The sequence below is a fragment of the Streptomyces sp. SID13726 genome (assembly GCF_010548375.1).
Lineage (GTDB): Bacteria > Actinomycetota > Actinomycetes > Streptomycetales > Streptomycetaceae > Streptomyces.
Genome location: NZ_JAAGLY010000004.1, coordinates 236550 through 262329, shown reverse-complemented (window position 1 = coordinate 262329; position 25780 = coordinate 236550). Strand labels below are relative to the sequence as shown.

The 25780-nt window shown below is 72.1% G+C and carries 25 protein-coding genes; 15 read left to right on the top strand and 10 right to left on the bottom strand.

The window, feature by feature from the left end:
- Positions 1–123: 123 nt before the first annotated feature.
- From G3I78_RS12465 to G3I78_RS12450, 4 genes are all read right to left on the bottom strand, one after another.
- Complete coding sequence (locus G3I78_RS12465) at positions 124–579, bottom strand: ALF repeat-containing protein (RefSeq protein ID WP_164423546.1); 456 nt, start codon at positions 577–579, stop codon at positions 124–126.
- 223 nt (positions 580–802) lie between these two features.
- The gene (locus tag G3I78_RS12460) at positions 803–2326 is read right to left on the bottom strand and encodes a protein kinase (protein WP_164423544.1); all 1524 of its coding nucleotides are present in this window, start codon (positions 2324–2326) and stop codon (positions 803–805) included.
- Positions 2323–3063, bottom strand: a complete 741-nt coding sequence (locus tag G3I78_RS51945; protein ID WP_164423542.1) for an FHA domain-containing protein — start codon at positions 3061–3063, stop codon at positions 2323–2325. The genes G3I78_RS12460 and G3I78_RS51945 overlap by 4 nt, the downstream gene beginning before the upstream one ends.
- A 140-nt stretch (positions 3064–3203) precedes the next feature.
- Complete coding sequence (locus G3I78_RS12450) at positions 3204–3866, bottom strand: RDD family protein (RefSeq protein ID WP_164423540.1); 663 nt, start codon at positions 3864–3866, stop codon at positions 3204–3206.
- Between the two features lie 212 nt (positions 3867–4078).
- Here G3I78_RS12450 and G3I78_RS12445 point away from each other — a divergent pair, with 212 nt between their 5' ends.
- The 5 genes from G3I78_RS12445 to G3I78_RS12425 all read left to right on the top strand — a co-directional run bounded on the left by G3I78_RS12445 (position 4079) and on the right by G3I78_RS12425 (position 9064).
- Positions 4079–4933, top strand: coding sequence for a bifunctional methylenetetrahydrofolate dehydrogenase/methenyltetrahydrofolate cyclohydrolase (locus G3I78_RS12445; RefSeq protein ID WP_164423538.1), 855 nt, complete (start codon positions 4079–4081; stop codon positions 4931–4933).
- A gap of 238 nt (positions 4934–5171) precedes the next feature.
- Positions 5172–5615, top strand: a complete 444-nt coding sequence (locus G3I78_RS12440) for a DUF3017 domain-containing protein (RefSeq protein ID WP_164424174.1) — start codon at positions 5172–5174, stop codon at positions 5613–5615.
- 292 nt (positions 5616–5907) lie between these two features.
- Positions 5908–6372 carry a helix-turn-helix transcriptional regulator gene (locus G3I78_RS12435; protein WP_164423536.1) on the top strand — a complete coding sequence of 155 codons (465 nt, stop codon included), beginning with the start codon at positions 5908–5910 and terminating at the stop codon, positions 6370–6372.
- Between the two features lie 236 nt (positions 6373–6608).
- Entirely contained in the window at positions 6609–7772 is a 1164-nt protein-coding gene (locus G3I78_RS12430) for an XRE family transcriptional regulator (RefSeq protein ID WP_239157781.1), read from the top strand.
- Between the two features lie 302 nt (positions 7773–8074).
- On the top strand, positions 8075–9064 hold the full coding sequence (locus tag G3I78_RS12425) for a malate dehydrogenase (protein ID WP_164423533.1): 990 nt from the start codon (positions 8075–8077) through the stop codon (positions 9062–9064).
- Positions 9065–9224: 160 nt separating this feature from the next.
- Here G3I78_RS12425 and G3I78_RS51940 read toward each other — a convergent pair whose 3' ends face one another.
- A complete protein-coding gene (locus tag G3I78_RS51940; RefSeq protein WP_239157780.1) occupies positions 9225–9647 on the bottom strand; it encodes a hypothetical protein in 423 nt (140 codons plus the stop codon).
- Between G3I78_RS51940 and G3I78_RS51935 the strand changes: the two genes are divergently transcribed.
- Entirely contained in the window at positions 9640–10329 is a 690-nt protein-coding gene (locus tag G3I78_RS51935) for a hypothetical protein (RefSeq protein ID WP_239157779.1), read from the top strand. The genes G3I78_RS51940 and G3I78_RS51935 overlap by 8 nt on opposite strands.
- Before the next feature lie 340 nt (positions 10330–10669).
- Here G3I78_RS51935 and G3I78_RS12415 read toward each other — a convergent pair whose 3' ends face one another.
- Positions 10670–11584 carry a GNAT family N-acetyltransferase gene (locus G3I78_RS12415; RefSeq protein WP_164423530.1) on the bottom strand — a complete coding sequence of 305 codons (915 nt, stop codon included), beginning with the start codon at positions 11582–11584 and terminating at the stop codon, positions 10670–10672.
- A 93-nt stretch (positions 11585–11677) separates the two neighbouring features.
- On the opposite strand from G3I78_RS12415, the gene G3I78_RS12410 reads away from it, so the two are divergent.
- Positions 11678–12232 carry a DinB family protein gene (locus G3I78_RS12410; protein WP_164423529.1) on the top strand — a complete coding sequence of 185 codons (555 nt, stop codon included), beginning with the start codon at positions 11678–11680 and terminating at the stop codon, positions 12230–12232.
- 124 nt (positions 12233–12356) lie between these two features.
- Positions 12357–13805: a hypothetical protein gene (locus tag G3I78_RS51930; protein WP_343243731.1), complete on the top strand. Its 1449-nt coding sequence runs from the start codon at positions 12357–12359 to the stop codon at positions 13803–13805.
- A 15-nt stretch (positions 13806–13820) separates the two neighbouring features.
- Here G3I78_RS51930 and G3I78_RS12400 read toward each other — a convergent pair whose 3' ends face one another.
- A complete protein-coding gene (locus G3I78_RS12400; protein ID WP_164423528.1) occupies positions 13821–14576 on the bottom strand; it encodes a hypothetical protein in 756 nt (251 codons plus the stop codon).
- 190 nt (positions 14577–14766) lie between these two features.
- On the opposite strand from G3I78_RS12400, the gene G3I78_RS12395 reads away from it, so the two are divergent.
- From G3I78_RS12395 to G3I78_RS12375, 5 genes are read left to right on the top strand one after another with little or no spacing between them, the layout of a single operon-like run.
- On the top strand, positions 14767–16293 hold the full coding sequence (locus G3I78_RS12395) for an aldehyde dehydrogenase family protein (RefSeq protein ID WP_164423527.1): 1527 nt from the start codon (positions 14767–14769) through the stop codon (positions 16291–16293).
- Positions 16294–16339: 46 nt separating this feature from the next.
- A complete protein-coding gene (locus tag G3I78_RS12390) occupies positions 16340–17869 on the top strand; it encodes a GMC oxidoreductase (RefSeq protein ID WP_164423526.1) in 1530 nt (509 codons plus the stop codon).
- Positions 17869–18948: a glycine betaine/L-proline ABC transporter ATP-binding protein gene (locus G3I78_RS12385; protein WP_164423521.1), complete on the top strand. Its 1080-nt coding sequence runs from the start codon at positions 17869–17871 to the stop codon at positions 18946–18948. Before G3I78_RS12390 ends, G3I78_RS12385 begins: the two co-directional genes overlap by 1 nt.
- The gene (locus G3I78_RS12380; protein WP_164423519.1) at positions 18948–20894 is read left to right on the top strand and encodes an ABC transporter permease subunit; all 1947 of its coding nucleotides are present in this window, start codon (positions 18948–18950) and stop codon (positions 20892–20894) included. The genes G3I78_RS12385 and G3I78_RS12380 overlap by 1 nt, the downstream gene beginning before the upstream one ends.
- A 1-nt stretch (position 20895) precedes the next feature.
- Positions 20896–21843, top strand: coding sequence for an ABC transporter substrate-binding protein (locus G3I78_RS12375; RefSeq protein WP_164423518.1), 948 nt, complete (start codon positions 20896–20898; stop codon positions 21841–21843).
- Between the two features lie 6 nt (positions 21844–21849).
- Here the strand turns inward: G3I78_RS12375 and G3I78_RS12370 are convergent, their stop codons facing one another.
- The 3 genes from G3I78_RS12370 to G3I78_RS12360 are packed head-to-tail and all read right to left on the bottom strand — an operon-like array spanning position 21850 to position 23599.
- Complete coding sequence (locus G3I78_RS12370; RefSeq protein WP_164423517.1) at positions 21850–22665, bottom strand: isocitrate lyase/phosphoenolpyruvate mutase family protein; 816 nt, start codon at positions 22663–22665, stop codon at positions 21850–21852.
- Positions 22662–23105 (bottom strand): carboxymuconolactone decarboxylase family protein, encoded by a 444-nt coding sequence (locus G3I78_RS12365; RefSeq protein ID WP_343243730.1) that lies wholly within the window; start codon positions 23103–23105, stop codon positions 22662–22664. Before G3I78_RS12365 ends, G3I78_RS12370 begins: the two co-directional genes overlap by 4 nt.
- Positions 23102–23599: a carboxymuconolactone decarboxylase family protein gene (locus G3I78_RS12360; protein WP_164423514.1), complete on the bottom strand. Its 498-nt coding sequence runs from the start codon at positions 23597–23599 to the stop codon at positions 23102–23104. Before G3I78_RS12360 ends, G3I78_RS12365 begins: the two co-directional genes overlap by 4 nt.
- 46 nt (positions 23600–23645) lie before the next feature.
- On the opposite strand from G3I78_RS12360, the gene G3I78_RS12355 reads away from it, so the two are divergent.
- A complete protein-coding gene (locus G3I78_RS12355) occupies positions 23646–25190 on the top strand; it encodes a PLP-dependent aminotransferase family protein (protein WP_164423512.1) in 1545 nt (514 codons plus the stop codon).
- A 59-nt stretch (positions 25191–25249) separates the two neighbouring features.
- Positions 25250–25735: a carboxymuconolactone decarboxylase family protein gene (locus tag G3I78_RS12350; RefSeq protein WP_164423510.1), complete on the top strand. Its 486-nt coding sequence runs from the start codon at positions 25250–25252 to the stop codon at positions 25733–25735.
- The last annotated feature ends 45 nt before the right edge of the window (positions 25736–25780 follow it).

Below are 25780 nucleotides of genomic sequence, written 5' to 3'. Positions count from 1 at the left end.
CGCCCCCGACCTGCCTCTTCCCTCGCAACGGGCCCACATGTCACGCCAGTTGGCTGGGAAGAGGCTATCGTTCCGACGCCGGGCAGGGGGCCGGGACGGCCAGGGAGCGGTGGGGCGGGGGTGTCAGGCGTCCGCTTCGTACCGTCCGACCTCCAGGAAGTACCGCAGCGCCTCAGGTGAGCCGTCGTCGAGGGCCACCTGGGCCGCCGCGCGTACGGCGGGGCTGGTGGCCGGGTCGGCGAGGATGCGGAAGATGGCGACGCGGTCGTCCTCGGCCTGGGCGAGCCGCAGGCCGGTCTTCAGGAAGGCGCGCTGGTCCTCGATGGTGCCGTCCATGGCCCGCTGTGCCTCGCGGTAGACGGCCCGGCCGGTGGTGGGGGCGCCGATGATGCGCATGATCGCGACCCGGACCTCGTCGTCCGACATCTCGTCGACGGGGTAGTCCGCCGAGACCGACGTGGCCGCGGTGGCGGACACCGAGGACGGGGTCGCGTCGGCGGCGAAGGCCGGGGCGGTCAGCACAAGGGCCGGGGCCAGGGCGGCGGCCGCGGTCAGGACGGCGGCGCGGGTCAGTCTCACGTGGGAAACCTTCCTGGTGAACGTCGGATGTCCGTGCGTCCACCGTGACCGGTGGGCGCACGGACATCCTCGCTCCGGGCCCCGTGCCGGATCACTGCCGTGATCCGGCAGTCTTCACGGCCTTCCGTTGCCCGGTCTCCGACCCTCCCCCGAAGGGGCCGGAGCGGCGCGACCACCACCGTCCCGTACCGGCCCGCCCGGGGGAACCTGAGATGTCCCAGGGTCACTTCCTCCCGGGCGGGGTGTACTCCTTGAGGTGGCGGGCGACGCGGTCGGTGTAGTCGCGGTACTTCGCGGGGACACCGCGGGCGTCGTTCACCTTGTCGTACGACGTCCGGTACGCGGCGGCGATCAACACCCGCCGGTCGCCCGGCAGTCCGGAGTCCAGGCGGGGCGCGATCCAGCACAGGTAGCGGCCCATCGCGGGGATGGACTCGGCGGGCGGGAAGGGCGGCCGGGGGACGGTGTCCGCCGGGGTGCCGTCGGCGTTCATCCAGTAGCGCAGGACCCTCGGGGTCCAACGGGCGATGCCGTACTCGTCGTTGGCCGGGTCGGAGAGGCTCGCGTCGAAGCCGCTCTCCGTCTTCAGCATCGCGGCGAGCAGCGCGGGCGTGACGTCCGGCTCGGCGCAGTCGTGGGCCGACTCGACGATCAGCGGCCGGTAGACGGCCGGGACACCCCGGTCGGTACGGAGTTCGGCGGCCCCGTAGGCCGAGGGCGCGCTCGAACCGGCCGCCCCGCCGGGGGAGTCCGGGTCCGTCGCCCAGGTGGTGAGCCCGTGCCCCAGGGCGGCCACGGCCACCGCCGCCGCGAGGGCCGCCAGGACCGTCGTACGGCCGGGTCGGCGCCGTGGGCGAGGGGACGGGATGGTGCCGGCGGCCGCCTCGACCCGGCGCAGCAGCGGCTCGATGGTGACGCGGTCGGCGTGCGTGCGGGTGAGGCAGTCGCGGACGATCTCCCGCCAGTCGTCCGGGAGTTCGGGGGAGAGCCGCAGGTCGTCGGTGCCCCGCGCATACGCGGCCGCCGCGTCCCGGCGGGCCGACGGGGTGCCGCCGGGCAGCGGGAAGGTGTCGGTGAGGACCAGGTGGGCGAGGACGCCGAAGGCCCAGATGTCGGCGGAGGGGCGGATCCGGCGCCCGCGTTCGCCGACCTCCGACCAGAGCAGCTCCGGCGGGGTGTAGTCGGGCGTGGAGAAGGCGGGCGTGTAGGCGTGGGTGCCCTCCAGCTCCGCCGCCATGTTGAAGTCGGCGAGCCGGGCCGAACCGTCGTCCATCAGAAGGACGTTGGCGGGCTTGAGGTCCCCGTGCACCCAGTGCGCGCGGTGCAGCTGGGCCAGCCCCTCGCAGATCTGGGCGAGCAGCGCGGGACCGGACGCCGGGCGGGGTTCCGCGGCCACCAGCGAGGACAGGGAGGTCCGCGCGAGCTCCAGTACGAGGACGGTGGCGCCGTCCAGCTCCGGGCGCTCGGGGTCGTCGACGACGAGGGTGTCGTACAGCCGGATCAGGCGGGGGCGTTGGAGTCTGCGGTACAACTCCACCTCGCGGTCGACCAGTTCGCGCAGGTGGGCTAGGTGGCGGGGGGTACCGGTGCCGGTGGGCAGGAACTTCAGGGCGGCCAGGGCGGGTCGGCCGTCCCGTCGCCGGCCCTCGTAGACGCTTCCGAAGGCGCCGGTGGCGATCGGCTCGCGCACCTCCCAGCCGCCGACCCGGTAGCCCCGGGGGACCGGCACGGCGTACGGCTCGGTCACCGGACCGCCCCGCCGGCCGCCGGCAGCACCGCCAGGTCCTCCTCCCGGACCAGGTCGAAGCGGAGGGCGAGGGAGACCAGGGACTCCTTCTTGCCGTTCAGCCGCGGACCCGGATCGGCCTCCTCGGGGCCGGGTTTGAGGCGCAGCTTCACCGCCAGGTAGTCGATGTTCCACTGCACGGAGGTGCGCGAGGCGGCCGGCCAGGCCGGCCGCAGCCGGTCCACGACCTGGTCGACGGTGGGCGTCGGCGCGTGCGGCGCGCCGCGCAGCCGGGGCTCGCACAGGGCGGCCAGGACGGCGAAGTAGCGCTTGGACACGTCCAGCGAGAAGGCGGGCGCGGTGGTCGCGCCCTCCAGGCCGTCCGCCTCGCGCAGATAGTCGTGACGCGGCGCCCACACGTCGACGGCGAGCAGGTCGCCCGCGGCCGGCAGCACGATCCGGGAGAACTCGAAGGGGACCGGCGCCTCCAGCCGCCCCGGCCCGACCTTGATGTGCTCGCCCGCGCCCTCCGGGTTCTCCACGACGTAGGTCTGGCGCCCGCTCAGGTTGCTCAGCGCCCAGAAGGCGCCCTGCGCGGTGATCTCGCCGGCTCGTCGCGAGACGCCCTCGTGAGGGATCCGCACCGCGCAGGCGGCGCTGCGTCCGAAGGTCAGCCGCTCGCCCGGCGCGAGCCGCAACTGGCCGGGTGCCGTCCGGTCCTCCGTGGTCGGCGGAGGTACCACGATGATGCTGTACACGGTTCGTCTCCCCGTCCCCGCGTGTGTACGAGCAAGGGTGGGCGACGCCGCGGGGCCGTGTCACGGCGTGACACGGCCCCGCGGAAAGTATGGCGAGAAGGCACCGTGGCGATCCGGCGCCGATTGTGGTGAAGCGGTGCTCAGTTCGTACGGATGACGATGGTCGAGCAGACCTTGTCGGCGAAGGTCTGGCGCTTGGCGTCCCACGCCGGCCACAGCCAGCCGAGGTAGCAGGCGATGCTGTCGAGGAAGTGCGCCAGGCGGCGGACGAAGGCCATGCCGACGCCGATGGGCTGGCCGTCGATCTCCCGCACCAGCCGGATGCCGAGCGCCTGCTTGCCGAGCGTCTGGCCCTTCTTGCCCTCGATGATCAGCTGGTAGATCGCGAGGCCGAGGAGCGCGAGACCGCCGAGCAGCGACAGGAACGCCATCTTGGCGTTGGCGCCGACGATGACGAGGACGTACGGGACCAGGAAGGCGAGGCCGTCCACCAGGGTGCCGAGGAAGCGCTGGCCCCAGTTCGCGTACGAGGGCTGCATGCCGTAACCCGGCTGCTGCGGGTAGCCGTAGGCGGAGGCGGGGACCTGCGGCGCCTGCGGGTAGCCGTAGCCCGGCTGCTGGGGGTATCCCGGCTGCTGCGGGTAGCCCTGCTGCGGCGGCACGCCCTGCGGGGCCTGCTGCGGGTAGCCGTATCCGGGCTGCTGCTGCGGGGGCTGCTGGGGGTAGCCGTAACCCGGCTGCTGCGGGGGCTGCTGGGGGTTCTGCGGCTTCTCGTACGGGTTGTTGGGCGAGCCGAAACTCATGGTGGGAATCCTCCGTTGGCGCAAAGGGGACGTTGCGGAATTGTGCGGAGGAACGTCACGAACAGAGCGGTATGCCCCCCGAACAGCAGCCGCGATACAGCGCCCTACATCGTTCTCAAAGAGGACACGGCTTGTCCAGCCGCATTCGCCAGGTGTTGTGCAAGTGCAACCAGGATTGGAACCCGGGGCGGGTCATCCGCGAGGATGGGCACATGACCGCCCAGATTCTCGATGGCAAGGCCACCGCAGCCGCGATCAAGTCCGATCTGACCGCCCGCGTGGCGGCGCTGAAGGAGAAGGGCGTCACGCCCGGCCTCGGCACGATCCTCGTCGGGAACGACCCCGGCAGCCAGAAGTACGTCGCCGGCAAGCACCGGGACTGCGCCGAGGTCGGTATCGCCTCGATCCAGCGTGAACTGCCGGACACGGCCACGCAGGAGGAGATCGAGGCGGTCGTCCGCGAGCTCAACGACGATCCCTCGTGCACCGGTTACATCGTCCAGCTGCCGCTGCCCAAGGGCATCGACGAGAACCGCATCCTCGAACTCATGGACCCCGACAAGGACGCCGACGGGCTCCACCCGATGAACCTCGGCCGCCTGGTCCTCAACGAACCGGCGCCGCTGCCCTGCACACCGAACGGCGTGCTGACCCTGCTGCGCCGCTACGGCGTCGAGATCAAGGGCGCCGAGGTCGTGGTCGTCGGCCGCGGTGTCACCATCGGCCGCCCGATGCCGCTGCTCCTCACCCGCCGCAGCGAGAACGCGACCGTGACCCAGTGCCACACCGGCACCCGTGACCTGTCGTCCCACCTCAAGCGCGCCGACATCATCGTCGCCGCCGCCGGTTCCGCCCACCTGATCCGCCCCGAGGACGTGAAGCCGGGCGCCGCCGTCCTCGACGTCGGCGTCTCCCGCAACGCCGAGGGCAAGATCGTGGGCGACGTCCACCCGGGCGTCGCCGAGGTCGCCGGCTTCATCTCCCCCAACCCCGGCGGCGTAGGCCCGATGACCCGCGCCCAGCTGCTCGTCAACGTGGTCGAGGCGGCGGAGCGCAGTGTCGCCTGAGGCGGGGGAGCAGGGGAAGGGAACGGGCGCGGGCGCGGCTACGGGTACGGGCGTGGAGACCGGGGGTCGTGAGCCGGGTGCGGCGGATGGCGGGGATGCTTCGGCGGGTGGCTCGTCGGGGACTTCGTCGGAGGGTGCCTCGACGGGTGCCTCGGTGGGGGCTTCCCGTGCTTCCCGTGCTTCCCGTGCCTCTCGGGACGAGTCCGTCGACGCGGAGGACCCCGAGCGGCAGGCCGAGATGGTGGTGCGGGACGCGATCAGCGCTCCCGACGCCGAGGGACGGCCGCGCCGGGTGACCCGGCGGTTTCCGCTGTTCACCAGGGACACCGCACGGCCCGAGGGCGGCGGCCGGGCCGCGCCGCGGGACGCTCCGGCGCCCGCCCGGCAGTGGCCGGTGCTCGCGGTGCTGGCCACGGTCGGGATCGGGCTCCTGCTGACCGCCCTCGACCAGTTCCGCCTCGGCACGCTGCTCGTCGGTGTCGCCCTGCTCGCCGGTGCCGTGCTGCGCTGGCTGCTCCCGGACGTCGGCATGCTCGCCGTGCGCTCCCGCTTCACCGACATCGCCACCTACGGCGTTCTCGGCTCCGCGATCGTCCTGCTGGCCCTGATGGTGCAGCCGGACCCGTGGCTGGTGATCCCGTTCCTCAAGGACACCCTGCACTTCACGGTCAGCAGCAGCTGAGGACGAAGGCGGCTCAGGTGAAGCCGGCTCAGGCAAAGCCGGCCCAGGCGAAGGCGGCCCATCCCCTCCCCCGATGAGGGACGGGCCGCCGTCACGCTTCAGCCTCCCGTGTCCTGAGCTGCCTGTTCAACCGCTGTCAGTGCGCTGTGTCACAGCGGTGACGGTTCCGGCACGGTGTCCGCGAGCTGCCACAGGCGCCCCGGTGCCAGGAACCGATCAGGCCTCTGACGTCGTCGAACTCCTGGGAACAGGACAGGACCGGGAACAGGTCGGGACGCCGTGGAGGTGGGTGATGGGTGGCTGGCAGGCGCTGCCGGACGATCTGCCGCCGGAGGTACGGCACTTCGTGGAGCAGCTCAGGCAGCTCAAGGACAGCACGGGGCTCAGCCTCGTCTCCCTAGGCGCCCGCACCGCGTACAGCAAGTCCTCCTGGCACCGCTATCTCAACGCCACCCAGCCGCCGCCCCGCCAGGCCGTGGCCGCCCTGTGCCGGATCGCGGGCCTCGACGGCGCCGACACCGAACGCTTCGCGGTGCGCTGGGAACTGGCGGTCCAGGCCTGGCCCCGCCCGGCGACGGCCCCCGCCCCGTCCGCCGGAGTGCGGGGCGAGGAGTACGAGGACGACCCCACGCTGCCCTGGTGGGACGAGCCGCCCAAGGAGACCGTCGCCGGCATGAACCGGCTCCTGCTCTCCGCCGCCCTGCTGCTCGCGCTCGTCCTGCTGATCGGGATCGTCGGCGCCGTGGCGTCTGGGTGATCCGGGAACTTCCGTGACGGGCGGTATTTCCGGTGTGTTCCCCCTGTGGTGATGTATTGACAAGTTTGCGTATTTGATACGGCGCTGTTCGACGGTACGACTAACGTGTCGAGCTTGTGGATGCTCCCGTGCGCCCCTGTCCGGGGAACTGAGATCCTTGTGGCACGGGGAAGAGCGAGGAACAGCCAGCACCGACCGGGGGGAAAGAGGGGGGAGCAATGCCTCGTTGGAGGGCCTTGCCGGATGAACTGGATCCGCAGGTCAGGGAGTTCGCGAGCCAGCTGCGGCGGCTCGTGGACCGCAGCGGCCTGAGCATCGCGGCCGTCGCCGACCGTACGGGTTACAGCAAGACGTCCTGGGAGCGGTATCTGAACGGCCGGCTGCTCGCGCCGAAGGGTGCGATCGTCGCCCTGGCCGAGGTCACCGGCACCAACCCGATCCATCTGACCACGATGTGGGAGCTCGCCGAGCGTGCCTGGAGCCGTTCGGAGATGCGCCACGACATGACCATGGAGGCCATCCGGATCTCCCAGGCGCGGGCCGCGCTCGGCGAGTTCGGGGCGCCGCCGGCGAACGCCAAGGGTGGCAAGACGGCCCGCAAGAGCGGCAGCGCGACGGCGACGCCGGGGATCGCGGGACCGGCGGGGGTGGCACCCACGGTGCCGCCGCAGGGGGCTTCGCCGGAGGCCGACCGCAGCTCCTCCGGTGCCAACTCCTGGGGTGTCGCCGGGTACCAGGGGCCGTCGCGGGCTTCCGGGCGTACGGCCGCTGCGGCGCCCGTCCCGGCCGACGGGCCGGGGTGGACGCCGGGGGCGCCGGGGCCGTACGACCAGCCGCAGGACGCGCGTCCGGGGGAGGCGGGCTTCGCGGGTTCCGGTGGGTCTGGCGGCTCCGGTGGTTCCGGGGGCGGCAAGCGGCGGCTGACGATGTTCCTCGCGGGGGTCGTCGGGGTGCTGGTCGTGGTCGCCGCCGTGTTCTACCTGACCGATCCGGGTGGGGAGAAGAAGGAGGGCGCCGCCAAGTCGCCGTCGCCGTCCGCGAGCGCGTCCGTCTCGCTGCCCGCCGGGGTGAAGTGCAGTGGGGCGGGGTGCACCGGGAAGGACGCCGAGGCGATGGGGTGCAGCGGGGATCTGGTGACCACCGCCAAGACCGCGGCGGTGGGGGCGACCGTCGTCGAGGTGCGGTACAGCGAGACCTGCGGGGCGGCGTGGGGGCGGGTGACCCAGGCCGGCCAGGGGGACAAGGTCGAGGTGTCCGCCGGGAAGGTGGCCGAGCAGAGCGGGAGCATCACCGAGGCGGGGGACACGATCGCCTACACGCCGATGGTCGCGGTGAAGGACGCGGGCGAGGCGAAGGCGTGCGTGACGCTCGCTTCGGGGCAGCAGGGGTGCACCGAGTGAGTGCGTAAAACCTCGCGGCGCGTGCATGAGCCGTTGAATCGGGGGCACGCGACCCTTACCCCCACGGGAGTCCGGAAACGGTACCCCCATACGGCGGCCGCCTTCGTCCCCCCTCTCCCGGACGGGCGGCCGCCTCTTTTTGTGGGGGTGTCGCGGGGGCGTTGTGGGGTGGGCCACATGGGGCCGGACGTTCGGGGTGCCGGATGCGCGATAGCCTGACCGGTGGATCTCTTGATGCCGAGAGATCGATCAAACGTCCGGGGCAGGGACGCCCCACCGCCAGCTGTCATACGGAGAACGCCATGACCCGCACTCCCGTGAACGTCACCGTCACCGGCGCGGCCGGCCAGATCGGTTACGCCCTGCTCTTCCGCATCGCCTCCGGCCAGCTGCTCGGCGCGGACGTGCCGGTCAAGCTCCGCCTCCTGGAGATCACCCCGGCGCTCAAGGCCGCCGAGGGCACCGCCATGGAGCTCGACGACTGCGCCTTCCCGCTGCTCCAGGGCATCGACATCACGGACGACCCGAACGTCGCGTTCGACGGCACCAACGTCGGTCTCCTCGTCGGCGCCCGCCCCCGTACCAAGGGCATGGAGCGCGGTGACCTCCTGGAGGCCAACGGCGGCATCTTCAAGCCCCAGGGCAAGGCCATCAACGACCACGCCGCGGACGACGTCAAGATCCTGGTCGTCGGCAACCCGGCCAACACCAACGCGCTGATCGCCCAGGCCGCCGCTCCGGACGTACCGGCCGAGCGCTTCACCGCGATGACCCGCCTCGACCACAACCGCGCGCTGACCCAGCTCGCGAAGAAGACGGGCACCACGGTCGCCGACATCAAGCGGCTGACGATCTGGGGCAACCACTCCGCCACCCAGTACCCGGACATCTTCCACGCCACGGTCGCCGGCAAGAACGCCGCCGAGACCGTCAACGACGAGAAGTGGCTGGCCGAGGAGTTCATCCCGACCGTCGCCAAGCGCGGCGCCGCGATCATCGAGGCCCGTGGCGCGTCCTCCGCCGCGTCGGCCGCCAACGCCGCCATCGACCACGTGCACACCTGGGTCAACGGCACCGCGGACGGCGACTGGACCTCCATGGGCATCCCGTCGGACGGCTCCTACGGCGTCCCGGAGGGCCTGATCTCGTCCTTCCCGGTCACCACCAAGGACGGCGTCTACGAGATCGTCCAGGGCCTGGAGGTCAACGAGTTCTCCCGCGCCCGTATCGACGCCTCCGTCAAGGAGCTGGAGGAGGAGCGCGAGGCGGTGCGCGCGCTCGGCCTCATCTGAGCCCTTCCGGCGCCGAGTTTTCTCGACGGCTCTGTCACGAGCCTGCGCGGGCCCTGTTCCGGTTCCTTCCGGAGTGGGGCCCGTGGCCGTTTTTCGCCCTACCGTCATAGCGGTACCCGGTGGCGTGATGCGGGGGGTTCGCGATGAACGGGTGGAACGGTCACAGCTCCGATTCCGGAGCGGAGCACGAGCCGAGCGAGGAGAGAGGCCGGGCGGCCTGGAGTTCGGGGGAGACGGGGACCGCGCCGCCGTGGTCGGCCGCCGAGACCCAGACCTCCGTGCCCGCGGACCCGGCGCGGCCGGAAGCGGGCGAACAGGCGGGGGCGCGGCCGGAAGCGGGCGAGCAGGCACGGGCGGGGACGGGAGCGGGCGAACAGGCGGGGACGGCGGAACGGCCGCCGTGGGCCACGGCCGAGACCCAGTCCGCGCTGACGCCACCGCCCTGGGCGACGGCCCAGGCGCAGCCCTCGGCCCCGCCGCCGTGGGTGACGGCCCAGGCGCACACCTCGGCCGCGCCGCCCTGGACACCCGCACCGACGGTGGTCACCGCGGAGCCGCCGCACCGCGCCCGTCGGGTGTTCACCGCGGTCTCCCTGGCCGTCCTGGTCGGGGTGGCGGTCGGCGTCGGTATCTGGTTCCTCATCCGGGACACCTCCACCAGCTCCGCCGGCGGTTCCGGTTCCGGTACGGCGGCGGGTCCGGCCGCGAGTGTCACGGTCAGCGCGTCCTCGTCGGACACGCCCAGCCCTTCGGACACACCCACCTCGTCGGCGACGCCGACGCCCACTCCCACGCCTTCGCTGTCCACGGCCGCCGGCTACCGGCGCACCCAGGACCCGGTCGGCTACTCGATCGACGTGCCCGAGGGCTGGACCCGCACCGAGAAGCAGGGCGAACTCGCTCCCGTCGTCACCTACGACGACCCCTCCGACGGACGCCGGATCCAGATCTTCCGGCTCGCCGAGGACACCCCGGCCGACTCCCTCGACCAGGCCGAGAACGACCCCGGCTACGGCTTCGCGAAACAGCCCGGCTACCAGGTCCTCGGCCGTGACTCCGGCACCGCCTGGAGCGAGGTCTCCTATCGCTACGACGACTCGGACCTCGGCGCCCGCCAGGTCGTCGACCACCGCTTCGAGGCCGCCGACGGGACGCTGTACGCGATCCGCGCCGCGGGCCCCGAGTCCCTCGAACCGGACCTGGTGCGCGAGCCGCTCACCAGGGCGCTGGCCTCCTTCTGCCCAGTGGGCACGGAGTGCGGGTGAGTGCTCCTCCGGTCCGCGCGCGTACGGTGTGCGGGTGAACCGTCGTACCCCTGGGGGCCGTTGGCAGACACCGGCTCGCCCTGCGCTCCCGGCACCGCACGCGCACCCGCTGTCCGGTGAGGGAGTGGTGCCGGTGCTCGGCCGGCGGGGTGTGCGCCGGCGGGGCGACAGGCTCGGGCTCGGCGATGGCGCGGCGGAGCAGGAGGATGCCGAGAACCGGGTTCAGGAGAGCGGGCACGGCGGCTCCTCGGGACAACGGGCATACGGGGGCCGGGAGTTGGGCTCAACGGCGGCCAGAACGCGATAGTACTCGTTTTCGGCTGGACGCGATAGTGCGCGATTATCCGGACGCGGAACCTCTTCGGGCGGGCCCGGTCAGGCGCTTCTCGAACCAGTAGTCGCCGTATACGTGCTCCACGTACCGCGGGATCTCCCGGTAGCCGCACGCCCGGTACATCGTCTGCGCCTCGGTGAGCGAGGCGTGGGTGTCCAGGCGCAGGGCTGCGAGATCCCGTACGACGGCCTCCTCCTCCAGCGCCGCGAGGATCCGTCGGGCGAGGCCGAGGCGGCGGGCGTCGGGGTGCACCCACACATGGCGGAGCTCGCCGATGCGCGGTTCCAGCCGCCTGAGCGCCCCGCAGCCCACCGGACGCCCCTCCTCGTACGCCACGAAGAACGCGCCCGCGTCCCCGGAGACCTCCTCGGGCCGCACCAGGTCCGCCTTGTCGAAGCCCTCGGGGAAGCGGGCGTCGAGGTCGGCGGCGTAGGCGTCCAGACAGGCGCGGGCGTCGGGGTGGGCGCCGTCCACGCGGACGACGGTGATGCCGGCCAGCCGCAGCAGGTGCTGGGCGGTGCCCATCGCCTCGGTGAGCCGGGTGCGCTGGTCGGCGGTGAGCTGATCGAGGAGACCGGCGGCGAAGGCGTCGGCGCGGCGGTTCTGCTCCTCGACCTCCGCGCGACCGGCCGGGGTCAGCTCGATCACGCGCAGCCTGCTGTCGTCCCGGTGGACGCTGATCCGGACCATGCCCTGGGCCTGGAGGGTCTTCGCCATCCGGCTGAGGTAGCCCGCGTCGAGACCGAGCCGGCTCCTCAACTCGCGCAGCGAGGCGCCCTCCCCGACCTCGAAGAGCAGCCGGGCCTCGCCGAGGGGGCGGTCCTGGCCGAGGTAGTGGTCGTCGAGGACGCCGATCCGGCGGGTGAGGTAGCGGTTGAAACTGCGGAACCGCGCCACGTGCTCTGTCGTCACCGGGGTCATAATCTTTGACTGTAGTCAAAGATATTGGCGTCGTCCACAGGGATGCGCCGACGGCGGGTCGGGTTGTCAGTCCTGGCCCGTAACCTGCGTGGCATGACTCAGGAGATCGAGGAGATTCCGCTGGAGCCGCCGGTCGCGGGGAGCGAGGTCGACACGCTGATCGGCTCCCTGGAGCGGTCGCGCAGACTCTTCGGGTGGAAGACCGGCGGCCTGGACGCGGCGGGGCTGAACCAGCGGCTCGCGCCGTCGGCGATGACGCTCGGCGGCCTGCTCAAGCACCTCGCGCTCGTCGAGGACGAGTACCTGACCCGGCGGCTGCTCGGTACCGCGTTGGGACCGCCGTGGGACGCGGTCGACTGGGACTCCGAGCCCGACTGGGAGTGGCGGTCGGCCGCCTCCGACAGCCCGGAGGAGGTGTACGGCCTCTGGGCGGCGGCCGTGTCCCGGTCCCGGGTGAACCTCCGGCAGGTGCTGTCCGAGGGCGGTGTCGACCAACCCGTCCGGCTCGACTGGCCGGACGGGCGCGGTCCCAGTGTGCGGCGCGTCCTGATCGACCTCATCGAGGAGTACGCCCGCCATCTCGGACAGGCCGACCTGATCCGGGAGTCGATCGACGGCCTGGTCGGGGAGGATCCGCCGGCGTCCTGAGATTCGCCTCGGCTTCAGTGGGGTTGCCGGGGCTCTGGGCTTGTAGCGGGGTGCGGTGGGCTGTTGGGTGGGGGTGGCTTGTTCTGAACGGCGGCGTGCGCTGCCGGTGTTCGAGGAGGGTGCGGTGAGCGGGGGAGCGCGGTACTGGGACGAGGAGACCCAGCGCTGGGAGGAGGGTGACGGGGAGTCGGGTGCGGCTTCCGGTGCGGGTGCAGGGGTGGCTCCGCAGGCGCCGGTCCGGTCGGACGACGTACCGGTGTGGCCTCCGGCCGCGCTGGGCGAAGGGGCGGCCGGAGGGACATCGGCGGACGTGCCTACGGCGTCGGCGAGCGGCGGGACACCGTCCACGGAACTGGTCTCACCGGTGTGGCCCCCGGCGGCCGGGGCGGACGCGGGTCCCGGCGACGCGAGCGGGGCTTCGGTCTGGCCCACCTTGGGCGGAGCCTCCAACGGGTCGGGTACGAGCGGGACTTCGTCGTGGCCCTGGCGGGCGGACGGCGGTGCGTCCGGTGACGTGACCGCGGGGGCTGCCGGGGCGACCGCCTCCACAGGGCCGACCGCCTCGACCGGGCCGACCGCCTCGACCGGGTCGTCTTCGGAGGCGTCCTCCGCGCCGTCCTCGGTCACCGCATCCGCCGGCTGGCCCGGGGCGGGGGCAGGGTCAGGGGAGGGAGCAGGCGCAGGGCCCGGTCTCGGTGCCGGCAGCACCTGGCACGGTCCCGGAACCGTGGACGGCGGCTGGTCGTCCGTGGAGCAGGTCGGTGGGGGAGGGGGCCCGGCGGCCGAGTGGTCCGGGGTCTCCTGGGCGGCCGGGGATCAGGCCGCGCCCGCCGCGCCCGCCGCACCGGCCGGTGGGGCGAACCGGCGGCTCGTCTGGTCCGTCGTCGTGGGTGCCGCGGCCGTCGCCGTCGCCGTGACCCTCGTGCTGACCTCGGTCGTGGGAGGCGGCGACAAGGACGACAAGGCAGGCGGCGACACGAGCCCGTCCCCCACCGAAGTCGTCTCGCAGCAGAGCGATTCCTACGACTCGCCGACCCCCGAGCCCGAAGAAGAGTCCGCTTCCCCGCTCCCCTCCACGCCCGAACTCCCCGCGGGCTACGAGCTGTACGAGGACGAAGAGGGGTTCCGGATCGCGCGCCCAGAAGGCTGGACCCGCAGCACCGTCGGGTCCCGGTACGGCATCGACGTGGTCAACTACCGCAGCCCGGACAGCGAACGCAGACTCCAGGTGTACCAGGTGGCCGAGGAGTCGCCCGGGGCGTCCTTCGCGCTGTACCTCTCCGACGAGACCACCAAGCCCGACGGCTTCGAGAAACTCGGGCTGCGGCCCGTCGAGGACGGCCAGTTCACCGGTGAGCGGCTGGAGTACCTCGCCGACACCCTCAGCGGCGAACCGGACATCGGCCCCTGGCACGTCTACGACGAACGCTTCGTCGCCCAGGACGGCCTCATCTACGCGATAGCCGCGTACGGCCTGGAGAACGACGGCCGCGAGGACGAACTGGACCTCCTGACCACCGCTTTGCAGGGCTTCTGCGCCCCCGGCACCTGCGAGCGGGCGTCGGCCGGCTGAGCGCGGCCCGCCGGGTCACACGCTCTGCAACTCGTCCTGGAGCTTCCCGACGTCCACGCTGTCGTCCGCCGACGGTGTCTTCGACGGCACCGGCTTGCCGTAGTCCGAGAAGGACAGGGTCATGTCGGTCCCGCCGCCCTTCTGTGTGGCCCGCACCAGCCGGTGCGGCGCGTCCGAAGTCACGTACAGCACCGCCTGCTTGCCCTCCGACGTGCCCTTCAGCGGGATCACGTCCGTGCCGTCGACCTTCGTCTCCGCGCCCTTGGTCAGCCGCCCCGCGTCGGATGAGTCGTCGGTGATGTCCTTCTGGAAGGAGGTCAGATCGCAGGTGTCGGCCATTCCCTTGAGCATGGCGTCGTTGGTGGAGCCGTGGATGTAGCGGTTCTTGAACAGCTCGGCCACCGCGTCGCCCTGAGCGCCCGGCACCTGCGCCTTCCAGAACGCGGTGTCCGGCTTCATCCACACCTCGTCGCCCCGCTTGACGATCTCGACGCTGCCGCCGCCCGAGCCCATCCGCAGCGACCCGGCGCAGTTGCCGTCCTGGTCGAGGGCGAGATCCATCGAGGTCGGCTGGGTCTTGCTGGTGCGGGTGTCCGCGCCCCGGTCCGTCAGCTCCAGATGGACCGACCTCGCGTCGAGGAGGTTCTCCTTCGCCTGGTCCACGAGTTCACGCGCGCTCGGATCATCGGCGGCCGCGGCCACCGGGACCAGGGCCGGTGACAGCAGCAGCGCCGCGCTCGCCGCCGTACAGACCAACACTCTCCGTGCCATGGCGTCACCTCCACGGTGGGCACGTCCAGCGTACGTTTCGCCCATTTTGTCCGCATGTTCAGTGACCCGGCGCACTTTCGGCCGTCGATTGCGCATGCAATCGAGACCCGGGGGCAGGCGGTGACGGTCCCCGTGAGTGACACGCGTGTGACACAGGGGCACTGAACAGGAACGGAAGGCAACACCGATCATGGCCGGACAGCAGGCGCGGCAGGAGCCGCAGACCATCCACGCGGGCGGCGAGTGGCGTGCAGCCGTCTCCGGAGCCACCCGCGAGATCATCGACCCCGCCGACGCGCGGCCGTTCGCCGTGGTCGCCGAGGGTGACGAGAAGGACACCGACCTGGCGGTCGCCGCCGCCCGCCGGGCCTTCGACGGCGGCCAGGGCGTCTGGCCGCTCACTCCCGTCGCCGAACGCGCCGCACTGCTGCGCCGCGTCGCCGACCTCCTCGTACGCGACCGCGAAGAACTCGGCCTCCTGGAGAGCCGGGACGCGGGCAAGACCGTGGAGGAGGGCCGGGTCGACATCGACTGTGTCGCCGACGCCTTCCGCTACTTCGCCGACCTGGTGGCCGGGGAGTCGCCCGGCCGGGTCGTCGACGCCGGCTCCACCGACGTCCACAGCGTCGTCGTACACGAACCCGTCGGTGTGTGCGCGCTGATCACCCCCTGGAACTACCCGCTGCTCCAGGCCAGTTGGAAGATCGCCCCGGCGCTCGCGGCCGGCAACACCTTCGTGGTCAAGCCGAGCGAGATCACCCCGATGACGACGATCGCGCTCATCGAGCTGCTGGCCGAGGCCGGGCTGCCGGAGGGCGTCGCCAACATCGTCACCGGGCCCGGCCACACCGTCGGCGCCCGGCTCGCCGAGCACTCCGACGTCGACCTCGTCTCCTTCACCGGCGGGCTGGTCAGCGGCACCAAGGTCGCCCAGGCGGCGGCCGTCTCGGTGAAGAAGGTCGCCCTCGAACTCGGCGGCAAGAACCCCAACGTCGTCTTCGCCGACGCCTGCGCCACCCCCGAGGGCTTCGACACCGCCGTCGACCAGGCCCTCAACGCCGCCTTCATCCACAGCGGCCAGGTCTGCTCCGCGGGCGGCCGCCTCATCGTCGAGGAGTCCGTCCGGGACCGCTTCGTCGCCGAACTCGCCCGCCGGGCCGGGAAGATCCGCCTCGGCCGCGGTACCGCGGACGGCGTCGAGTGCGGGCCGCTGGTCTCCGAGCAGCAGCGCGCCAAGGTCGAGTCGTACGTCGCCTCCGCGCTCGCCGAGGGCGCGGTGCTGCGCTCCGGCGGCCAGCGCCCCGAGCCCTCGGCCGAACGCCCCGCCGACGGCTACTTCTACGAGCCGACCGTCCTCGACCGCTGCCACCGCGAGATGCGGGTCGTACGCGAGGAGGTCTTCGGGCCGGTCCTCACCGTCGAGACGTTCCGCACCGAGGACGAGGCGATCGCCCTCGCCAACGACACCGAGTACGGCCTCGCCGGAGCCGTCTGGACCACCGACGCGGGCCGCGCCCGCCGGGTCGCTGGACGCCTGCGCCACGGCACCGTCTGGATCAACGACTTCCACCCCTACCTCCCGCAGGCGGAGTGGGGCGGCTTCGGCAAGAGCGGAGTGGGCCGCGAACTCGGCCCCGCGGGACTCGCCGAGTACCGCGAGGCCAAGCACGTCTACCAGAACCTGGCACCGAAGCCGGTGCGCTGGTTCGCCGGCTGAGCCCACGCGCCGTCTCTCCCTCCCCAGACCTCCCTGGAGTACCCCCATGTCCGAGATCAAACAGGAGTACGACTACGTCGTCATCGGCGGCGGAACAGCCGGCTCCGTCATCGCCTCCCGCCTCACCGAGAACCCCGACACCACGGTCGCCGTCATCGAGGGCGGCCCCAGTGACGTCGACCGGGACGACGTCCTGACCCTGCGCCGCTGGATGGGCCTGCTCGGCGGCGACCTCGACTACGACTACCCCACCACCGAGCAGCCGCGCGGCAACTCCCACATCCGGCACAGCCGCGCCCGGGTCCTCGGCGGCTGCTCCTCCCACAACACCCTCATCGCCTTCAAGCCGCTCCCCTCCGACTGGGACGAGTGGGAGTCGGCCGGTGCCAAGGGCTGGGGCGCCGTGCCGATGGAGGCGTACTACGCGCGGCTGAAGAACAACATCGTCCCGGTCGACGAGAAGGACCGGAACGCCATCGCCCGCGACTTCGTCGACTCGGCGCGGAAATCCCTCGACGTCCCCCGCATCGAGGGCTTCAACAAGAAGCCCTTCAACGACGGCGTCGGCTTCTTCGACCTGGCCTACCACCCGGAGAACAACAAGCGCTCCTCGGCGTCGGTGGCGTATCTGCACCCGGTGATGGACGAGCGCCCCAACCTCACGATCCTGCTGGAGACCTGGGCGTACCAGCTGGAGCTGGACGGCACGCGCGCGGACGGCGTGCGCGTGCGCTCGAAGGACGGCGAGGAGACCCTGATCAGGGCCCGTCGCGAAGTCCTGCTGTGCGCCGGGGCCGTCGACTCGCCCCGGCTGCTGCTGCACTCCGGCATCGGCCCGCGCGAGGACCTCGAAGCGCTCGGCATCCCGGTGGTGCACGACCTCCCGGGCGTCGGCGAGAACCTCCTCGACCACCCCGAGTCGGTCATCGTCTGGGAGACGAACGGACCCCTCCCCGAGAACTCCGCGATGGACTCCGACGCGGGCCTGTTCGTGCGCCGCGACCCCGAACACCCGGGCCCGGACCTGATGTTCCACTTCTACCAGATCCCCTTCACGGACAACCCGGAGCGCCTCGGCTACGAACGCCCCGCGTACGGCGTCTCGATGACCCCGAACATCCCCAAGCCGAAGAGCCGCGGCCGCCTCTACCTGACCAGCGCGGACCCACGGGTCAAACCCGCCCTCGACTTCCGGTACTTCACCGACGAGGACGACTACGACGGCCGCACCCTCGTCGACGGCATCAGGATCGCCCGCGAGATCGCGCGCACCGAACCGCTCGCCGGCTGGCTGAAGCGGGAGGTGTGCCCCGGCCCCGACGTCACCGGCGACGAGGAGCTGAGCGAGTACGCCCGCAAGGTCGCGCACACCGTGTACCACCCGGCGGGCACCTGCCGTATGGGTGCCGCCGACGATCGACTGGCCGTCGTGGACCCCGAGTTGAGGGTCCGCGGCCTGGACGGCATCCGTATCGCCGACGCGTCCGTGTTCCCGACCATGACCGCCGTGAACCCCATGATCGGGGTGCTCATGGTCGGCGAGAAGGCCGTAGACCTGCTGGGAGGTGGTGCGTGATGAGTACGACCGCGACCATGGAGAAGCCGCCGACGACGGACAACCCCGTGTTCTCCGTCGACGGCCTGTGGAAGGTCTTCGGCCCCAAGGCGGACCGGGTCCCCGACGACCCCGAGCTGTCCGCCCTCGACCCCGACGAACTGCGCTCCCTCACCGGCTGCACGGCCGCCGTGCGCGATGTGAGCTTCGACGTCCGCAAGGGCGAGGTCTTCGTCGTCATGGGCCTGTCCGGCTCCGGCAAGTCCACGCTGGTGCGCTGTCTGACCCGGCTCATCGAGCCGACCGCGGGCACGATATGCATCGACGGCGAGGACGTCCGCGCGATGGACAAGTCCCGGCTGCGCGAACTGCGCCGCCACCGCGCCGCGATGGTCTTCCAGCACTTCGGCCTCCTCCCGCACCGCACGGTCCTCGACAACGTGGCGTACGGCCTGGAGATCCAGGGCATGGGCAAGGCCGAGCGCCGGGCGCGGGCCGCCGAGGTCGTCGCCAAGGTCGGCCTGGAGGGCATGGAACAGCGCAGGCCCTCCCAGCTCTCCGGCGGCCAGCGGCAACGCGTCGGCCTGGCCCGGGCGTTGGCGGTTGACCCCCAGGTCCTGCTGTTCGACGAGCCGTTCAGCGCGCTCGACCCGCTGATCCGGCGGGACATGCAGGAGGAGGTCGTGCGGCTGCACCGCGAGGAGGGCCGCACGATGGTCTTCATCACCCATGACCTGAGCGAGGCGCTGAAGCTCGGCGACCGTATCGCCCTGATGCGCGACGGCAAGGTCGTCCAGCTCGGCACCCCGGAGGAGATCGTCGGCTCCCCGGCCGACGGCTATGTCCGCGAGTTCGTCCGGGACGTCCCGCGCGAACAGGTCATGACGGTCCGCCGCGCCATGAAACCCGGCGACTGCGCGGGCCCCGCCCACCCCGGCGCACTGGCCCCGGACTCGGTGGTCGCCGACGCGATCAAGGTCGTCGCCGACAGCGGCCGCCCGGCGTGCGTGGTGGAGAACGGCCACTGCCTGGGCGTCGTCGACCACGAGCGCCTGCTCCGGGTGGTCGCCGGAACGGAGCTCCGCAAGGAGGCCGTCTGATGGCGACCGTCACCGCGTCCACGCCCCGCGCCCTCCCCACCGGGCTGCTCAAGAACCGGGCCGTCCACAAGCTCCTCCTCATCGCCCTCGCCGCCGCGATCCTCGTCCCGCTCGCCAACGCCCGCTGGGCCAGCGGCAGTTGGCCGGACGCCCTCACCGTCGACCTCACCAAGCCGCTCACCGGCGCCAGCGACTGGATCATCGACAACCGGGACAGCCACCCCCTGTTCCTCTACTTCTTCGGCTACGTCAGCAACGCCGTCGTGATCTCCGTACGCGCCGTCTATCTCGTCCTGCTCGGCGCGGGCTGGGCCGGTGTCACCGCGCTCGGCGCCCTCGTCGCGTGGCGGGTCGCCGGGGTGCGGCTCGCCCTGGGCACCGCGGCCGCGTTCCTCGCCTGCGGGCTGCTCGGCATGTGGGTCCCCACCATGCAGACCCTCGCCCTGATGGTCGTCGCCGTGCTCGCCTCGGTCCTGGTCGGCACGGTGCTGGGGCTCGCCGCCGGGCTGTCCCGCCGTATGGACAAGATCCTGCGCCCGGTCCTGGACACCATGCAGGTGCTGCCCGCCTTCGCCTACCTCCTCCCGGTGGTCCTGGTCTTCGGCATCGGCGTCCCCGCGGCGGTCCTCGCGACCGTCGTCTACGCCGCCCCGCCCATGGCCCGGCTCACCGCGCTCGGGCTGCGCGGAGCCGACAAGGAGGTGCTGGAGGCGGTCGAGTCGCTCGGCACCACCGCCCGCCAGCGGCTGCTGACCGCCCGTATCCCACTGGCCCGCAAGGAACTCCTCCTCGGCCTCAACCAGACGATCATGATGGCCCTCTCGATGGCCGTCATCGCTTCCGTGATCGGCGCCGGCGGCCTCGGTGACCGCGTCTACCAGGCGCTGGCCTCGGTCGACGTGGGCGCGGCCCTCGCGGCCGGCATCCCGATCGTGCTGCTCGCCGTGGTCCTCGACCGGGTGACCGGCGCGGCGGGCACGGCGGACGACGGTGCCGAGCGCCCCGGGCGCGCCGGATGGGCGTACGCCCTCGCCGGGACTGTCGCCGTGGCGGTCGCCGGGCGGCTGCTCGGCCGTCTCGACTGGCCCGACGCCTGGACGGTGAGCATCGCCGAGCCCGTCAACCGGGCCGTCGACTGGATGACCGACCACCTCTACTCCGGGGTCCCCGTCATCGGCGGCACCGCCGACTGGGCCGCCCACTTCACCACCTGGGTCCTCGACCCGGTCCGCGACGGACTCCAGGCGCTGCCCTGGTGGTCCGTGCTGCTCGTCGTCGCCACCCTGGCCTGGCTGATCGGCACCTGGCGCACCGCGCTCACCGCGGTCCTCGCCATGGCCGCGATCGGCGTGCTCGGGGTGTGGCAGCCGTCGCTCGACACGCTCTCCCAGGTCCTCGCGGCCGTCGCCGTCACCCTCGTGCTGGGCTTCGCGATCGGCATCGCGGCGGCCCGCAGCGACCGCTTCGAACGGATGCTCCGACCCGTCCTGGACGTCTTCCAGACGATGCCGCAGTTCGTGTACCTGATCCCGGTCGTCGCCCTGTTCGGCGTGGGCCGCGCGCCCGCCGCCGCGGCGGCCGTCGTCTACGCCCTGCCCGCCGTCGTGCGCATCACCACCCAGGGCCTGCGCCAGGTCGACCCGGCGGCGATGGAGTCCTCGAACTCGCTCGGCGCGACCAGCTGGCAGCAACTGCGCCAGGTCCAACTCCCGCTCGCCCGGCCCGAGTTGCTGCTCGCCGTCAACCAGGGCGTGGTCCTGGTCCTCGCCGTCGTCGTCATCGGCGGCCTGGTCGGCGGTGGCGCACTCGGCTACGACACCGTCTTCGGCCTGGCCCAGGGCGACCTGGCGACCGGACTGGTCGCCGGCGCGGCCATCGTCTGCCTCGGCCTGATGCTCGACCGGGTGACGCAACCGACCGAACGCAGCAAGAGGAAGGGAGCCTGACATGCGAGGACGTCTCGTCGCCGGAGTCGGCGCCCTGCTGCTGCTCACCGGCTGCGGTGCCGCCGACATGACCAAGCAGGCCTCGCCGTTCGCCAACGCCCAGGGTGCCAAGAGCGTCACCCTGTCCGTGCAGTCCTGGGTCGGCGCGCAGGCCAACGTGGCCGTCGCCCAGTACCTGTTGGAGCACGAGCTCGGCTACCGCGTCGACACCGTCCAGGTCGACGAGGTGCCCGCCTGGGACGCGCTCAGCCAGGGCCGGGTCGACGCGATCCTGGAGGACTGGGGCCACCCCGAGCAGGAACAGCGGTACGTCAAGGACAAGAAGACCATCACGCCGGGCGGCGGACTCGGCGTGACCGGGCACATCGGCTGGTTCGTGCCGACGTACTTCGCCGAGCAGCACCCGGACGTCACGAACTGGAAGAACCTCGACAAGTACGCCTCGCAGTTCCGCACGGCGGAGAGCGGCGGCAAGGGCCAGCTGATGGACGGCTCCCCGTCCTACGTCACCAACGACAAGGCGCTGGTGAAGAACCTGGACCTCGACTACCAGGTGGTGTTCGCCGGTTCGGAGGCCGCGCAGATCACCCAGATGCGGCAGTTCGCCAAGGAGAAGAAGCCCTTCCTGACCTACTGGTACGCCCCCCAGTGGCTGTTCAAGAAGGTCCCCATGACCGAGGTGAAGCTGCCCGCCTACAAGGAGGGCTGCGACGCGGACCCGGCGAAGGTCGCCTGCGCCTACCCGCACACCCCGCTCCAGAAGTACCTCAACACCGACTTCGCCAAGAGCGGCGGCAAGGCGGCGGCCTTCCTGAAGAAGTTCAAGTGGACGACCGAGGACCAGAACGAGGTCTCCCTGATGATCGCCGACCAGAAGCTGACCCCGGAGAAGGCGGCGAAGAGGTGGGTGGACAGCCACGAGTCCACGTGGAAGGCGTGGCTGTCCTGAACACCCCTACCGCTTCAGCTCGTCGGCCATGCCCTGGAGCGCCAGCGCGGCCCAGCGCTGGAGTCCCGGCCCGAACGTGACGCGGGTGGCCCCGAGTTCACCGAGTTCGGTGGGCGAGGGGCCCCTGCCGTCCAGCCGGCCGCCCACGTTGATCGGGCCCTGGATCCCGGACCGCAGCAGGGGCAGTACGGCGGCCGGGGCGCCGATCGGGTAGACGCAGTCGGCGCCCGCGGCGACGTACAACGCGGCTCGCTCGATGGCCTGTTCGGCGGCTTGCTCGGCGGCTTGCTCGGGTCCGGTGGCCTGTCCGGTGGCCGGTCCGGGGGTTGGGTCGGCGCCTTCGGGGCCTTGTCCGGACTTCGCCTGCGGGGCGCGGCAGGCGAACGTGTCCACGCGGGCGTTGACGAACAGCCGGTCAGCGGCCGCGTACCGCACCTCGGCGAGCCAGTCGGCGTGCTCGCGCGGGTCCTTGAGAACGCCCCGGTGGGAGTCCTCAAGGTTGCAGCCCACCGCGCCCGCCTCCAGCAGCCGCTCCACCAACTCCCCGGGCGGGAGCCCGTATCCGTCCTCGACGTCGGCCGACACGGGGATGTCCACGGCCCGGGAGATGCGCGCCACCGCAGCGAACATCTCGTCGGCCGGCGTGGACCCGTCCTCGTACCCGAGCGAGGCCGCGACCCCCGCGCTGGGCGTGGCGAGCGCCGGGAACCCGGCCTCCTCCAGCACCCGCGCGCTTGCCGCGTCCCAGGGGCCGGGCAGCACGAGCGGATCGCCCGGGAGCCGGCCCTTGTGCAGTGCGCGAAAGACCTCGACCTTGCTCACGGCTGGTGACCCCCCGGCGGGGTCCGGCGGCTGACCATCACCCGGTTCCAGTTGTTGATGGCGACGATCAGCCCGACCAGATGGGCGAGCTGACTCTCGTCGAAGTGCTTGGCGGCCGTCTCGAACACCGCGTCCGGCACGAAGCCGTCGGTCAGCACGGTCACCGCCTCCGTCAGCGCGAGCGCGGCCCGCTCCCGCTCGTCGAAGACGCCCTCGGCCTCCTCCCAGGCGGCGAGCAGCTCCAACTTCCGTTCGCTCACCCCCTGTTCACGGGCGACCGCGAGATGCATGTCCAGGCAGAACGCGCAGTGGTTGAGCTGCGAGGCCCGGATGACGACCAGTTCGGCGAGGGCCGGATCGCCCAGCCCCCGCTTGGCGGTCGCGCTCACCGCGGACAGGGCCCGGCCGACCTCGCGGTCGAGCAGGTCCGTACGGCTCACTGGTGCTTCCCGGCCTCGTAGTGGCCCGGAGTCATACGGGAGGTCACGCCGAACCGGTTCCATGCGTTGATCACCGCGATCGTGGCGATCAGCTGCGCCAGCTCGGCCTCCTCGAAGTGCTTGGCCGCCCTCTCGTACACCGCGTCCGGCACGAAACCGTCGGTCAGGACGGTCACCGCCTCCGTCAGCTCGATCGCGGCGAGCTCCCTGTCCGTGTAGAAGTGCCGCGACTCCTCCCACGCGTTCAGCTGCACGATCCGCTGGACGCTCTCGCCCGCCGCGAGCGCGTCCTTGGTGTGCATGTCGAGGCAGAACGCGCAGTGGTTGAGCGCGGACGCGCGCAGCCGCACCAGCTCCACCAGACGGGGGTCGAGACCCTTCTTGGCGGCCGTGTCGAGACGCGCCATCGCCTTGTAGACGTCGGGGGCCAGCTGGGCCCAGCTCAACCTGGCCGGCCGCTCGGCCGCGTACTCGGTGATCTCTTCAGTGGTCATGTCTCGACCCTAGGATCGAGGCAGCCCAGGAGTATGGTCCACTTCCATGGCGAAACCCTGGGCCACTTTCGGCGTCGACCTGCATCTGGAACCCACCGGACCAGGCATCCGGCGCGGCCTCACCGACGCCCTGCGCGAGGCCGTCCGCACCGGCCGCCTCGCCCCCGGCACCCGGCTGCCCTCCTCCCGCACCCTCGCCGCCGACCAGGGCGTCGCCCGCAACACGGTCGCCGACGCCTACGCCGACCTCGTCGCCGAGGGCTGGCTCACCGCCCGCCAGGGTTCCGGTACGCGTGTGGCGATGGGGATCGCTCCGGCGAGGGTTTCTCCAACGGGGGTGTCTCCTGCGAGGGCCACTCCCACGGGTGCCGGTGCCGCGCGGGCCGCTCCCACAGGTGCCGGTCCCGCGAGGGTCTCTCCCGCGCCCGCCGGACGCCGGGCCGGTACGGGCGCCCCGCCGACCGGCACCTCACCCGCGCCCCCACCTCCACCCCGCCCCCGTGAACCCGCGCACCCCACCCACAACCTCATCCCCGGCACCCCCGACCTCGGCTCCTTCCCGCGCACGGAGTGGCTGAAGGCCGCCCGCCGCGCCCTCGCCACGGCCCCCTACCAGGCCCTCGACTACGGCGACCCGCGCGGCCGGATCGAACTGCGCACCGCCCTCGCCGGCTACCTCTCCCGCGCCCGGGGCGTACGCGCCGACCCCGACCGCATCCTGGTGTGCGCCGGCTTCTCGCACGGCCTGCGCCTGCTCGGCGCGGTGCTGCGGGCCCGCGGTGCCCGCACGGTCGCTGTGGAGTCGTACGGCCTCGACGTGCACTGGAACCTCCTCGCGGCGGCGGGCCTGCGCACCGCCCCGCTGCCGTTCGACGACCGCGGCACGGACCCGGGCGAGCTGACCGGCCAGGGCGCGGTGCTGCTCACCCCCGGCCACCAGTTCCCGATGGGCGGCACCCTGCACCGCGACCGCCGGGCGGCCGTCGTCGACTGGGCGCGCCGCACCGGCGGACTGGTCGTCGAGGACGACTACGACGGCGAGTTCCGCTACGACCGCCAGCCCGTCGGCGCCCTCCAGGGCCTCGACCCCGACCACGTCGTCTACGCGGGCACCGCCAGCAAGTCCCTCGCCCCCGGCCTCCGACTGGGCTGGCTGGTGCTGCCGCCCGACCTGATGGAGCCGGTGCTCGCGGCCAAGGGCCACGCCGACACCTGCGGGTCCCTGGACCAGCTGACCCTCGCCGAGTTCCTGACCTCCGGCGCCTACGACCGTCATGTGCGCGCCGCCCGGCTGCGCTACCGGCGCCGCCGTGACGCCCTGGTCGCCGAGCTGGCACGGCGGGCCCCGCGGGTCCACGCCACCGGGATCGCGGCCGGACTGCACGTGGTGCTGCGACTGCCGGCGGGCACCGAGCCGGCGGTGCTGCGGGCGGCGGCCTGGCAGCGCCTCGCGGTGCACGCGCTGGACCGCTACCAGCACCCGCAGGCGGCCGTCGAGCGGCGCGACGCGCTCGTCGTCGGCTACGGGACCCCGCCGGACCACGCCTGGTCCGGAGCGCTCGAAGCGCTGTGCGCGGTGTTGCCCGAATAACGCGGCCGATTCCAGCGATCCGCTATTCCCGAATACGGTCGCGCGGATAGAGTCACCCCATGAGCGATAGCGCAGCCATATCCCGTGTGGCCCTGAAGAAAATCACCCCCCACGTGTCCGCGGCGATGGGCTCCCTGCACACCGCCGCCGTTTCCGCGGCCCAGGAGGCCAAGGTCGAACCGGAACTCCTGGAACTGATCCGGATCCGCGCCTCGCAGCTCAACGGCTGTGCGTTCTGCCTCGACATGCACACCAAGGACGCCCGCGCCGCGGACGAGACCGAGCAGCGGATCTACGCCCTGAACGCCTGGCGGGAGACCCCCTTCTTCACCGAACGCGAGCGCGCCGCACTGGCGTTGACCGAGTCCGTGACCCTGGTCCACGACGGCCAGGTCCCGGACGCCGTCTACGCCGAAGCCGCCGAGGTCTTCGACGAGACACAGCTCGCGGCGCTGATCTGGGCGGCCACCGTCATCAACGCGTACAACCGGATCGCCATCGCGACCCGGATGGTTCCCGGGGGTTATCAGCCGGTCAAGAAATAACGGGGAACACGGGCATCGGCGTGAATTCCCGATGCCCGTTCCTTC

What these genes read in the sequence shown, in the direction of transcription:
- G3I78_RS12410 (WP_164423529.1), top strand. Translation starts at nt 11,678, where the DNA reads ATGACTCAGGAGATCGAGGAGATTCCGCTGGAGCCGCCGGTCGCGGGG.
- G3I78_RS12375 (WP_164423518.1), top strand. Translation starts at nt 20,896, where the DNA reads ATGCGAGGACGTCTCGTCGCCGGAGTCGGCGCCCTGCTGCTGCTCACC.
- G3I78_RS12355 (WP_164423512.1), top strand. Translation starts at nt 23,646, where the DNA reads ATGGCGAAACCCTGGGCCACTTTCGGCGTCGACCTGCATCTGGAACCC.
- G3I78_RS12380 (WP_164423519.1), top strand. Translation starts at nt 18,948, where the DNA reads ATGGCGACCGTCACCGCGTCCACGCCCCGCGCCCTCCCCACCGGGCTG.
- G3I78_RS12425 (WP_164423533.1), top strand. Translation starts at nt 8,075, where the DNA reads ATGACCCGCACTCCCGTGAACGTCACCGTCACCGGCGCGGCCGGCCAG.
- G3I78_RS12350 (WP_164423510.1), top strand. Translation starts at nt 25,250, where the DNA reads ATGAGCGATAGCGCAGCCATATCCCGTGTGGCCCTGAAGAAAATCACC.
- G3I78_RS12440 (WP_164424174.1), top strand. Translation starts at nt 5,172, where the DNA reads ATGGTGGTGCGGGACGCGATCAGCGCTCCCGACGCCGAGGGACGGCCG.
- G3I78_RS12385 (WP_164423521.1), top strand. Translation starts at nt 17,869, where the DNA reads ATGAGTACGACCGCGACCATGGAGAAGCCGCCGACGACGGACAACCCC.
- G3I78_RS12415 (WP_164423530.1), bottom strand. Translation starts at nt 11,584, where the DNA reads ATGACCCCGGTGACGACAGAGCACGTGGCGCGGTTCCGCAGTTTCAAC.
- G3I78_RS12390 (WP_164423526.1), top strand. Translation starts at nt 16,340, where the DNA reads ATGTCCGAGATCAAACAGGAGTACGACTACGTCGTCATCGGCGGCGGA.
- G3I78_RS12360 (WP_164423514.1), bottom strand. Translation starts at nt 23,599, where the DNA reads ATGACCACTGAAGAGATCACCGAGTACGCGGCCGAGCGGCCGGCCAGG.
- G3I78_RS12445 (WP_164423538.1), top strand. Translation starts at nt 4,079, where the DNA reads ATGACCGCCCAGATTCTCGATGGCAAGGCCACCGCAGCCGCGATCAAG.
- G3I78_RS12450 (WP_164423540.1), bottom strand. Translation starts at nt 3,866, where the DNA reads ATGAGTTTCGGCTCGCCCAACAACCCGTACGAGAAGCCGCAGAACCCC.
- G3I78_RS12435 (WP_164423536.1), top strand. Translation starts at nt 5,908, where the DNA reads ATGGGTGGCTGGCAGGCGCTGCCGGACGATCTGCCGCCGGAGGTACGG.
- G3I78_RS12395 (WP_164423527.1), top strand. Translation starts at nt 14,767, where the DNA reads ATGGCCGGACAGCAGGCGCGGCAGGAGCCGCAGACCATCCACGCGGGC.
- G3I78_RS12400 (WP_164423528.1), bottom strand. Translation starts at nt 14,576, where the DNA reads ATGGCACGGAGAGTGTTGGTCTGTACGGCGGCGAGCGCGGCGCTGCTG.